This window comes from Streptomyces sp. TN58, assembly GCF_001941845.1.
Taxonomy (GTDB): Bacteria; Actinomycetota; Actinomycetes; order Streptomycetales; family Streptomycetaceae; genus Streptomyces.
Genome location: NZ_CP018870.1, coordinates 1880881 through 1892570, shown reverse-complemented (window position 1 = coordinate 1892570; position 11690 = coordinate 1880881). Strand labels below are relative to the sequence as shown.

Here is an 11690-nt window from a genome sequence, read left to right as displayed (position 1 = left end):
TTCTCACGCCCGATCCGTGACGCGCTGGCCGAGCAGGCCTTGGGGTCGCACGAGGAGGACGACGATGAGGAGTACGAAGGCCCAGACGTTGGACCAGGCTCCGCCGCCGAGCTGCTGCATGCCGGGGATCTCTTCGATGTAGGCGATCGAGAGGGCTTCGGCGAGGCCGAGGACGACGCCGCCGACCATGGCTCCGTAGATGTTGCCGATGCCGCCGAGGACGGCTGCGGTGAAGGCCTTGAGGCCGAGGATGAAGCCCATCTCGAAGTTGATCTGGCCCTTGTCGACGCCGTAGGCGACGGCTGCGACGGCGGCGAACGCGGCACCGATGGCGAAGGCCATGACGATGATGCGGTCGGTGTTGATGCCCATCAGCTTGGCGGTGTCGGGGTCCTGCGCGGTGGCCTGCATGGCGCGGCCGCTGCGGCTCTTCTGGACGAAGACGCCGAGGGCGAGCATGCAGAGGGGGGCGAGGATGAGGACGAAGAGGTCCGCGCGCTGGATGGCGAGGCTGTCGCTGATCTTGAAGGCCGGGCCCGTGAACTCGGGGAAGCTGACGGCCTTCTTGGCGTCCGGGTAGAACTGCCAGACGAGCTGCTGGAGCGCGATCGAGAGGCCGATTGCGGTGATGAGGGGTGCGAGCCTGGGGGCGCTGCGCAGGGGGCGGTAGGCGAAGCGTTCGGCTGCGCATGCCACGGCGACGGAGCAGATGGCGCCGCCGACGATCATGACGGGTATCGCGATCAGCAGGCTGGTGCCGGTCGGGAGGATGGCGTAGGCGGTGAGCGCGCCGAAGCCGCCGATCATGAAGATCTCGCCGTGGGCGAAGTTGATGAGCTGGACGATGCCGTAGACCATGGTGTACCCGATGGCGATGAGGCCATAGAGAGCACCGAGGGCCAGGCCGTTGGCCAGCTGTTGCGGCAGTTCGTGCACCGCAGGGCCTCCGATGAGCGTGTCGGATAAGACTCCGCGCGAGGGCACTGTTTGCGCCCTCGCGCGGCGATGGTTCAGGTGGTGCGGGTGTTACGGGTGGTGCTGGGTGCTACGGGCTTACTGGTTGAAGGTGTCGCTCTTGACGTCGACCCACTTGCCGCCCTCGACCTTGTAGACCGTGAGCTGCTTGTTGGTGGTGTCGCCGTACTCGTCGAAGGCGACCTTGCCGGTCACGCCCTCGAAGGAGACCTTGCCGAGGGCCTCGACGACCTTGGCGCGGGCGTCGGCGGGAACCTTGCCGTCGTTGGCGGCGACGACGGCCTTGACGGCCTGGATGACGGCCCAGCCGGCGTCGTAGGAGTAGCCACCGTAGGCGGCGTACGGGTCCTTGTAGCCCTCGGCCTTGTAGTCCTCGATGAACTTCTTGGCGGTGGGGAGCTTCTCGACCGGGTAGCCGATGGAGGTGGCGAGGTCGCCCTCGTTGGCCTCACCGGAGGCGCTGATGAAGGCGGGGTCCTGGATGCCGTCGCCGCCCATGAGGGGGACGTTGGCGCCGGTCTTCTTGATCTGGTCGGCGAGCAGGCCGCCCTCGGGGTACTGGCCGCCGAAGTAGACGGAGTCGGCGCCGGAGGACTTGACCTTGTCGGCGGTGGAGGAGAAGTCGGTCTCCTTCACGGTGACGTGGTCGGTGCCGGCGACCTCGCCGCCGAGCTTCTTGAACTCCTCGGCGAAGATGGCGGCGAGGCCGGCGCCGTAGGTCTGCTTGTCGTCGACGATGAAGACCTTCTTCTTGCCGGCGTCCTTGAAGAGGTACTGGGCGGCGAACTTGCCCTGGACCACGTCGGTGGCGGCGGTGCGGAAGTAGGTGTCGAAGGGGCGCTTGAACTCGCCCTTGCCCCAGTTGTCGCCCTGGCTGAGCGAGGGGTTGGTGTTGGCGGGGGAGACCTGCGCCAGCTTGGCGGAGGCGAAGACACCCTGCATCTGCTGGGCGACGCCCGAGTTCAGGGGGCCGACGACGCCGAGGACGTCCTTGTTGCCGACGAGCTTGGTGGCGTTGGCCTGGCCGGAGGCCGGGACGGCCTGGTCGTCGAGGGCCTCGACCTTGAACTCGATGCCCGGGACCTCGTTGTTCTTGTTGGCCGTCTTGGCCGCGAGGTCGACGGAGTTCTTGATGCCCTGACCGAGAGCGGAGAGGGAGCCGGTGAGCGGGGCGTCGACGCCGATGACGACGACGGTCTTCTTGCCGCCGCTGTTGTCCTTGGAGCCTCCGTCGCGCGATCCGCAAGCGGTGAGGGTCAGTGCTCCCGTGGTGATCACGGTGGTGAGGATGAGCAAAGAACGGTGTCGCACGATTCTTCCTTTCCCTGGCGCAGCCCTCTGTCGAGGTGCCGTTGGGTCGCCGGGCCGCACTGGAGAGGTCCACGGCCGTGCTGATTCGCGCTCTGCGGCGCGGTGACTGGCCGTGACTCTAGGGCCGAGGTGGCGAGCACCGGGAGGCGGGAAAGGAGGATGTGACGCTCTTGTTATGCCAAGGCCAAGAATGCGTGGTGAGAGTTTGAACAATTCGGACATTTAGGTACCCCTGGGAATGTCCGCATGATGAGAAATACCTGTTCTCCTAAGGGGCTTGAGGCCTTCATGCACCTGTCTTAGATCAAATTCAGCCGAATGTGGCTGCGCGTGTCCGAAAGAATCCTCCGGGTGGTCATTCTCAAGGGAAAAGACGGATTCCGACCATCCTGTGCATTACGCAGAGTGATGACTGCGGCGGTGTGGCGGGAATGTGAACGATCATGTTCTGGTGGCGAGAAGGCCTCCCACCTGCGGTTCGTGCCCGCGGGGGTGCCTGACCGGAAGGCGGACAGCGTGCTCGGAATGCGGTGACGCCGGTCACACCGGGGGGCGCCGGGTCTCCGAACCGCCGGCCGCGCCGGCCTGCTCGTCGCAGCGTCGCGCGACGAAGCGGTCGATCAGCTCAAGTGCCTTGTCCCGCCCGGCAGTTCGCTCCTCGGCCCGTCCCGCGGCCACCGCGTCCTCGTGGATCGCGTACTGGTCGTTGGAAAGCCCCTTCTGCTCCCAGTCGAGGCCGGACCGCTTCGTGCCCAGAAGGGTCTCCTTCGCCCAGTAGGACACCAGGCTCGTGCACACTGCACGGGTGAGGCGGGAGTGGGGGACGAGGCGCCCGCGGAGCCCGCCGCGGGGGGTGGCGCGGAGGACGAGCATGCCGTCAGGGCGAGCGCCGCGAGGAGGGTGTGGGCGGCGTACCGGGCCGTGCGTGGCATGGTCCCCATGGGGGGACGGTAGGCGGTGGCCACCGGCGAGACAACAGATGTCGCCGCGAAGCGTGCGGACTGGCGGATTCCGGGCGGTTGCCCGACCGGCGTCCCCCCGCCCGGCCGCCCCGACCGGCCGCGGTGCGCGGCGGCGTGCCGGTGGCTCCGGGACGGCGCGGGCCCGGATCCGCCGCCGGTGAGGGGCGGGGTCCGGGCCCGGGTGCCCTGCGCAGGGGCGGCGAGACGCGCGGCCGGGTCAGGCCTGTGCGTTGGTGTCGGCGGGGGGCTGGTCGACTTCGCGCAGCAGGCAGGTCAGGCGGGCGGTGCAGATCCGCTTGTCCTGCTCGTCGGTGACGGTGATCTCGAAGGTGGTGGTGGAGCGGCCGCGGTGGACCGGGGTGGCGACGCCGGTGACGATGCCGCTGCGGGCGCCCCGGTGGTGGGTGCAGTTCAGGTCCACGCCGACGGCGATCTTGTTGATGCCGCCGTGCATCATGGCGCCGATCGAGCCGAGGGTCTCGGCCAGTACGGCGGAGGCGCCGCCGTGGAGCAGTCCGTAGGGCTGGGTGTTGCCCTTGACCGGCATGGTGCCGACGACGCGGTCGGCGGAGGCCTCCAGGATGCGGATGTCCATGCGCTCGCCGAGGTCGCCGGCCGAGAACAGTGCGGGCAGGTCGACGCCCAGGGCCGCGTACTCGTCGAGTACCTCCTGCGGGAACTTCACTGCGTGCTGCTCACCCATGGGTCAGGCTCCGTTCGTCAACGCTCGTTAACCTTCATGTCCTGTGGTCGTTCTATCAGGCCGGTTCGAAGCGCACGACGACGGACTTGCTGGCCGGGGTGTTGCTGGTGTCGGCGGTGGAGTCGAGCGGTACGAGCACGTTCGTCTCGGGGTAGTAGGCGGCGGCGCAGCCGCGGGCGGTGGGGTAGTGCACGACGCGGAAGCCCGGTGCGCGCCGTTCCACGCCGTCCTTCCACTCGCTGACCAGGTCGGTGTGGGAGCCGTCGGCGAGGCCGAGCTCGGCGGCGTCGGAGGGGTTGACCAGGACGACGCGGCGGCCGCCGGTGATGCCGCGGTAGCGGTCGTCGAGGCCGTAGATGGTGGTGTTGTACTGGTCGTGGCTGCGCAGGGTCTGCAGGAGCAGCCGGCCCGGCGGGACGCGCGGGTACTCGACGGGGGCGGCGGTGAAGTTGGCCTTGCCGGTCGCGGTGGGGAAGCGGCGTTCGTCGCGTGGGGCGTGGGGGAGGCGGAAGCCCTCGGGGCGGGCGGCGCGGGCGTTGAAGTCCTCGAAGCCGGGGACCACGCGGGAGATCCGGTCGCGGATGGCGGCGTAGTCGCGCTCGAACTGCTCCCAGGGGGTGGTGGAGGCGGCGCCGAGGACGGCGCGGGCCATGCGGGCCACGATCGCCGGTTCGGAGAGCAGGTGCGGGGAGGCGGGGGCGAGGTTGCCGCGGGAGGCGTGGACCATGCCCATGGAGTCCTCGACGGTGACGAACTGCCGGCCGGAGGCCTGGACGTCCTTGTCGGTGCGGCCGAGGGTGGGCAGGATCAGGGCGCGCCGGCCGGTGACGGCGTGGGAGCGGTTGAGCTTGGTGGAGACGTGCACGGTCAGGGCGGTGCGGCGGATCGCGGCCTCGGTGACGTCGGTGTCGGGGGTGGCGCCGACGAAGTTGCCGCCCATGGCGAAGAGGACCTTGGCGCGGCCGTCGCGCATCGCCTGGATGGAGCGGACCACGTCGTAGCCGTGGCCGCGGGGCGAGGTGATGCCGAATTCCTTGTCGAGGGCGTCGAGGAAGGCGGGCGCGGGGCGTTCGAAGATGCCCATGGTGCGGTCGCCCTGGACGTTGGAGTGGCCGCGTACGGGGCAGACGCCGGCGCCGGGGCGTCCGATGTCGCCACGCAGCAGGAGGAGGTTGACGACCTCGCGGATGGTGGCGACGGCGTGCTTGTGCTGGGTGAGGCCCATGGCCCAGCAGACGATGGTGCGGCGGGAGGCCAGGATCATGGCGAGGGCGCGTTCGATCTCGGGCCGGGTCAGGCCGGTCGCGGTGAGGGTCTCCTCCCAGTCGGCTTCCTTCGCGGCGGCGGCGAGGTCTTCGTAGCCGTGGGTGTGCTCGCGGATGAAGGCCTCGTCGGTGGCGCCGTCGGTTTCGATGACGAGTTTGTTGAGGAGGCGGAAGAGGGCCTGGTCGCCGCCGATGCGGATCTGGAGGAAGAGGTCGTTGAGGGCGGTGCCCTTGAGCATGCCGAAGGGGGTCTGGGGGTTCTTGAACCGCTCCATGCCGGCTTCGGGCAGCGGGTTCACCGAGATGATCTTCGCGCCGGCGTTCTTGGCCTTCTCCAGGGCGGAGAGCATGCGCGGGTGGTTGGTGCCCGGGTTCTGCCCGGCGACGATGATCAGGTCGGCCTGGTGGAGGTCTTCGAGGGAGACGCTGCCCTTGCCGATCCCGATGGTCTCGGTCAGTGCGGAGCCCGAGGACTCGTGGCACATGTTGGAGCAGTCGGGCAGGTTGTTGGTGCCGAACTCGCGGGCGAAGAGCTGGAAGAGGAACGCGGCCTCGTTGCTGGTGCGGCCCGAGGTGTAGAAGAGGGCTTCGTCGGGGGAGTCGAGGGCGGTCAGCTCCTCGGCGATGATCGCGAAGGCGCGGTCCCAGCTGATCGCCTCGTAGTGTTCGCCGCCTTCGGGGAGGTACATCGGCTGGGTGATGCGGCCCTGCTGGCCGAGCCAGTAGCCCGAGCGGCCGGCCAGGTCGGCGACGGGGTGCGCGGCGAAGAAGTCGGGGGTGACCCGGCGCAGGGTGGCCTCCTCCGCGACGGCCTTGGCGCCGTTCTCGCAGAATTCGGCGGTGTGCCGCTTGTCGCCCTCGGGCCAGGCGCAGCCGGGGCAGTCGAAGCCGTCCTTCTGGTTGACCTTGAGGAGGGTGCGGGCGGTGCGGGCGAGGCCCATCTGCGCGCCCGCGATCCGCAGGGTGTGGCCGATCGCGGGCAGGCCGGCGGCGGCGTGCTTGGGCGGTGTGACCTGCGGTGCGTCCTGTACCGGATCGCCTGTGGGCGGCTTGGTCGCCATCGCGCTCCCCTTCGAGCGTACGTACGTGCGCAGCACGGGTGGCCGCGTCTTTCGATCCTTGCACGATCCACGGGTGTCGGGGGAGGGCGGTCCGGTGTTCGCGGCGCCGGGGCCGGTGCGCCGGGGGCGTCCGCCGGGGCGGATGCGCCCGGGGAGGCGAGCGGCCGGGATTGTCGGCGGGGGCGCCTAGGATCGGGGACGTGGCAGATTCAGCATCGAAGAAGACGGACCAGACGACCGCAGCGGACCGCCCCCGCCTGATGCTCATGGACGGGCACTCCCTGGCGTACCGGGCGTTCTTCGCGCTGCCCGCGGAGAACTTCACGACCGCGACGGGGCAGCCGACCAACGCCATCTACGGCTTCGCGTCGATGCTGGCGAACACGCTGCGCGACGAGGCGCCCACGCATTTCGCGGTGGCGTTCGACGTGTCCCGCAAGACGTGGCGGTCGACGGAGTTCCCGGAGTACAAGGCGAACCGGTCCAAGACGCCCGACGAGTTCAAGGGGCAGGTCGAGCTGATCGGCGAGCTCCTGGACGCGATGAAGGTGCCGCGGTTCGCGGTCGACGGCTTCGAGGCCGACGACGTGATCGCGACGCTGGCGACGCAGGCGGAGGCCCTCGGCTTCGAGGTGCTGATCGTCACCGGTGACCGGGACTCCTTCCAGCTCGTCTCCGAGCACACCACCGTGCTGTATCCGACCAAGGGCGTCTCGGAGCTGACCCGCTTCACGCCGGAGAAGGTCGAGGAGAAGTACGGACTCACCCCGCAGCAGTATCCGGACTTCGCGGCGCTGCGCGGCGACCCGTCCGACAACCTGCCGGGCATCCCGGGTGTAGGGGAGAAGACCGCCGCCAAGTGGATCATCCAGTTCGGGTCGTTCGCGGAGCTCGTGGAGCGTGCCGAGGAGGTCAAGGGCAAGGCCGGGCAGAACTTCCGGGACCACCTGGAGGCCGTCAAGCTCAACCGGGTCCTGACCGAGATGGTCAGGGACGTGGAGCTGGCCAGGACCCCCGCAGACCTGGGCCGCCTGCCGTACGACCGGGCCGCGGTGACCGGTGTGCTGGACGTGCTGGAGATCCGCAACCCGTCGCTGCGCGAACGGCTGCTGGCCGTGGACCCGGGCGCCGCCGAGCAGGACGCCGCGCCGGCGCCCGCGCCCGGCGTGGAGCTCGACGGCCGGGTGCTGGGCACGGGCGAGCTGGCCCCGTGGCTGGAGAGCCACGGCGGCGGGCCGCTGGGCATCTCCACCGTCGACAGCTGGGCGCTGGGCCAGGGCAGTGTCAGCGAGGTCGCGCTGGCCGCCGCCGGCGGGGCAGCGGCCTGGTTCACGCCGTCCGAGCTCGACGAGGCGGACGAGCGGGCCTTCGCGGCGTGGGCGGCGGACGCGGCCCGGCCCAAGGTCGTGCACAACGCCAAGGGTCTGATGCGGGTCTTCCCCGAGCACGGATGGAGCCTGGCCGGCATCACCATGGACACGGCGCTCGCCGCGTACCTGGTCAAGCCCGGCCGGCGGTCCTTCGCGCTGGACGCCCTGTCGACGGAGTACCTGCACCGTGAGCTGGCCCCCGCCGCCGCCGACGGGCAGCTGGCCTTCGGCGCCGACGAGACGGCCGAGGCCGAGGCGCTGATGGCGCAGGCCCGCGCCGTCCTGGACCTGGGCGACGCCTTCACCGGCAAGCTCACCGAGGTGGGCGCCGCGGAGCTGCTGCACGACATGGAGCTGCCCACCTCCGAGCTGCTCGCCCGGATGGAGCGCGCCGGCATCGCCGCGGACCGCGAGCACCTGGAGGCCATGGAGCAGCAGTTCGCGGGAGCGGTGCAGCAGGCGGTCAAGGAGGCGCACGCGGCGGTCGGCCACGAGTTCAACCTGGGCTCGCCCAAGCAGCTGCAGGAGGTCTTCTTCGGCGAGCTGGACCTGCCGAAGACGAAGAAGACCAAGACCGGCTACACCACGGACGCCGACGCGCTGGCCTGGCTGGCCACGCAGACCGACCACGAACTCCCGGTGATCATGCTGCGTCACCGGGAGCAGGCCAAGCTGCGCGTCACCGTCGAGGGCCTGGTCAAGACCATCGCCGCCGACGGCCGGGTGCACACCAGCTTCAGCCAGACCGTCGCCGCGACCGGCCGGCTGTCCTCCACCGACCCGAACCTGCAGAACGTACCGGTGCGCACCGACGAGGGGCGGGCCATCCGCCGCGGCTTCGTCGTCGGCGAGGGCTTCGAGTCGCTGATGACGGCCGACTACAGCCAGATCGAGCTGCGGGTGATGGCGCACCTGTCCGAGGACGAGGGCCTCATCGAGGCGTTCGCCACCGGCGAGGACCTGCACACCACCGTCGCCTCCCAGGTGTTCGGGGTGGAGCGCCACCAGGTCGACGCCGAGATGCGCCGCAAGATCAAGGCCATGTCGTACGGCCTGGCCTACGGCCTGTCCGCCTTCGGCCTGTCCCAGCAGCTCGGCATCGAGCCCGCCGAGGCACGGGGCCTGATGGAGACCTTCTTCGAGCGGTTCGGCGGGGTCCGCGACTACCTCCAGCGCGTCGTGGACGAGGCCCGCGCCACCGGATACACGGCGACGATCTTCGGCCGCCGCCGGTACCTGCCCGACCTCAACAGCGACAACCGCCAGCGCCGCGAGGCCGCCGAGCGGATGGCGCTCAACGCCCCGATCCAGGGCACCGCCGCCGACATCGTCAAGGTCGCGATGCTGCGCGTGGACAGGGCGATCGCCGAGGCGGGCCTGCGGTCGCGGATGCTGCTCCAGGTCCACGACGAGATCGTGCTGGAGATCGCCCCCGGCGAGCGCGAGCGGGTGGAGGAGCTGGTGCGCCGCGAGATGGGCGCAGCCGTCGAGCTGCGCGCCCCGCTGGACGTGTCGGTCGGCGTCGGCGCGGACTGGGAATCCGCCGCGCACTGACCGTCCCGAGGCACGCCCCGGCGCCCCTGCCCCCGACCGCTCAGGCGGTGGGCAGGGGCGTCCGCGTCTCCTCGTCCCTTCCCTCGTCCACGCGCCCGTCCGCCGCCGGGTGCCCGTCGCGGCCGCGGCCGTCGCCGCGGTGGCGCAGCCGCACCAGCAGCCCGTAGAGCAGCAGGCCGACGGCCAGTCCGCCGCCCGCCCCGAAGCAGACGGTCGGGATGATGTCGAGGGGCGTACGGATCCGGTCGAAGAAGGTGAAGAAGCGGATCACGCGCCCGGTCACCCCGGCCGCCACACACACCGCGATCAGCGTCACCCAGGCCCAGTACTCGGCACGGCCGAGCACCGGCACCTCCGCGGGCGCCGGGGACGCGGGCAGCCGGCGCAGCGCCGTCACCGTGAACCAGAGCAGCGCACAGGCCGCGACCGCCGAACTGCCGTACTGCAGGAAGGTGTAGGCCGGGAAGCCGAAGGCGACGGGCTCGCCGAGCCACGGCATCGCGTTCGTCCCCCAGCGGTCCATGTGCGTGAAGCTGTCCCACACCACGTGCGTGAGCGATCCGATGACCGCCGAGACGTAGAACCAGGCGGCCAGCGCGGGCAGTCGGCGGCCCTCGCGCCATTGCTCACCCCGTGCGAAGGCGTGCACCCGGCCCTGCCGGGCACGCGGCAGGAGGGCGACCAGCGGCTCGCGCAGCAGCAGCCAGCAGCCCACGAGCACGGCGGTGAGCAGCGCGTCCAGGGTGAGTACGCCGGGCAGTGAGTGCGTGAAGGCGCCGTACGCCATGACACCCTCCACGATCGCGTCCGTGAAGTAGAAGGTGTCGGGCGCGAAGGAGCCGAGGACGAGCGCCGAGGCCACGAGGGGGCCCCGAGCCCGCCCCGTCCGGCGGACGGCCGGCAGCACGGCGGCCGCATGGCTGAGAGTGAAGGGCATGGCACCTCTCCTGGGACGTTCCGTGCACGTTCCTTTACTTCGGGCCAATGCGCCCGAAGGGTCCCGACAGTATGCGTGACCTCTACATGGACGTGGGGATGTGGTGAAGCCCCGTGCGCTGTCCGTGCTCTCTCAAGGCAGTTGACGTAGGGTCACGCGGACGTCGAGGGGGAGGGGTCCGGCTCATGTCGTCCATATCAGGCGGGCGCGGGCGCTACAGGCTGTACCGGGGCGCCACCGCCGCCCTGGTCTGCGCACTGACGGCCGCGGCGCTGACCGGCTCCCGCGGCCCGTCGCCCGTCGCCCCGGCCCCGGTGTCGGCGTCGGACGCGAGCGGTGCGCGGCCCCTTCCGGCGGACCCGAGCGGCGGCGACTCGTCGTACTTCACCGAACTCCCGCCGCTGGTCAGCCCCGAGCCGCCGGCCGTGCCGCAGCCGGGCGGGCCGCCGCAGGCCCGGCCCCGGGAAGAGGCTGCCGCGCCGCAGCCCGCGGCGGCGGTCGCCGTCGGCGCGGCCGCGCAGGGCATACCGGCGAGCGTGCTCGCGGCGTACCGGAACGCGGAGCGGACGGTCGGGCGGAGCGATCCCGGCTGCGGCCTGCGCTGGCAACTCCTCGCGGCCATCGGCAAGGTGGAGTCCGGTCAGGCGCGCGGCGGGCAGGTGGACGCCGCCGGGACCACACTGCGGCCGATCCTGGGCCCGGTACTCGACGGCAACGGCTTCGCGAACATCGCGGACACCGACGGCGGGGCCTACGACGGGGACGCGCGGTACGACCGGGCGGTCGGACCGATGCAGTTCATCCCCTCCACGTGGGCGGCGTGGGGCCAGGACGCGGACGGCGACGGCCGGCGCAACCCGAACAACGTGCACGACGCGGCCCTCGCGGCCGCCCGTTACCTGTGCGCGGGCACCCGGGACCTGCGCGTCGACGCGGACCTGGACCGTGCCGTGCTGTCCTACAACCGGTCGACGGAGTACCTGCGGACGGTGCGCTCCTGGTTCGCGTACTACCTCAAGGGCACCCACGAGGTCCCGGACACGGGCGGCGGCACGGCGCCGGTCCCGGCGGCGAAGCCGAACCCGAGGCCTACGCCCACACCTACGCCCACGCCGGCCCCGACTCCCACCCCGCAGCCGTCCCCGACGCCGACGCCGACGCCGACTCCCACGCCTACGCCGACGCCTACGCCGACCCCGGCTCCCACGCCTACGCCGACGCCTACGCCGACCCCGACTCCGACTCCCACGCCCACCCCGACTCCCACACCGACCCCTACCCCCACCCCGACTCCCACACCGACCCCTACCCCCACCCCGACGGGCAGCCCGTCCCCGAAGCCGTCCCCGAGCCCGACCGCCAGTGCCCGGCCCACTCCCGCGCCCAGCCCCACGGCCTCCGCGAAGCCCGGCTCCAGCCCCGCGCCGGGCCCGACGGCGACGCGTACCCGGTAGGGGGTCGGGAGGCCGCGCCCTCACGGCCCCCGCGAGACGGTTCTCATCTCGCCCTCCCGTTGCTACGGTGCCCCAACTCTGACGCCTCATCAGATTCC

8 protein-coding genes are annotated in these 11690 nt (G+C 71.1%); 2 read left to right on the top strand and 6 right to left on the bottom strand.

Going from position 1 to position 11690, the window contains the following annotated elements:
• Nucleotides 1–3 precede the first annotated feature (3 nt).
• The 5 genes from BSL84_RS08600 to BSL84_RS08580 form a co-directional block, all read right to left on the bottom strand.
• Complete coding sequence (locus BSL84_RS08600) at nt 4–936, bottom strand: branched-chain amino acid ABC transporter permease (RefSeq protein WP_030026538.1); 933 nt, start codon at nt 934–936, stop codon at nt 4–6.
• Nucleotides 937–1053: 117 nt separating this feature from the next.
• Entirely contained in the window at nt 1054–2286 is a 1233-nt protein-coding gene (locus BSL84_RS08595; RefSeq protein WP_030026539.1) for a branched-chain amino acid ABC transporter substrate-binding protein, read from the bottom strand.
• A gap of 540 nt (nt 2287–2826) precedes the next feature.
• A complete protein-coding gene (locus BSL84_RS08590) occupies nt 2827–3159 on the bottom strand; it encodes a hypothetical protein (protein WP_234363426.1) in 333 nt (110 codons plus the stop codon).
• A 306-nt stretch (nt 3160–3465) separates the two neighbouring features.
• Nucleotides 3466–3951 carry a PaaI family thioesterase gene (locus tag BSL84_RS08585; protein WP_075970110.1) on the bottom strand — a complete coding sequence of 162 codons (486 nt, stop codon included), beginning with the start codon at nt 3949–3951 and terminating at the stop codon, nt 3466–3468.
• A gap of 55 nt (nt 3952–4006) precedes the next feature.
• A complete protein-coding gene (locus BSL84_RS08580; protein WP_045322456.1) occupies nt 4007–6277 on the bottom strand; it encodes an FdhF/YdeP family oxidoreductase in 2271 nt (756 codons plus the stop codon).
• Nucleotides 6278–6477: 200 nt separating this feature from the next.
• Here BSL84_RS08580 and polA point away from each other — a divergent pair, with 200 nt between their 5' ends.
• Entirely contained in the window at nt 6478–9201 is a 2724-nt protein-coding gene (gene polA / locus BSL84_RS08575) for a DNA polymerase I (RefSeq protein WP_075970109.1), read from the top strand.
• Nucleotides 9202–9241: 40 nt separating this feature from the next.
• Here polA and BSL84_RS08570 read toward each other — a convergent pair whose 3' ends face one another.
• Nucleotides 9242–10138 carry a DUF4184 family protein gene (locus BSL84_RS08570; protein ID WP_045322443.1) on the bottom strand — a complete coding sequence of 299 codons (897 nt, stop codon included), beginning with the start codon at nt 10136–10138 and terminating at the stop codon, nt 9242–9244.
• 185 nt (nt 10139–10323) lie between these two features.
• On the opposite strand from BSL84_RS08570, the gene BSL84_RS08565 reads away from it, so the two are divergent.
• The gene (locus BSL84_RS08565; RefSeq protein ID WP_075970108.1) at nt 10324–11592 is read left to right on the top strand and encodes a lytic transglycosylase domain-containing protein; all 1269 of its coding nucleotides are present in this window, start codon (nt 10324–10326) and stop codon (nt 11590–11592) included.
• The last annotated feature ends 98 nt before the right edge of the window (nt 11593–11690 follow it).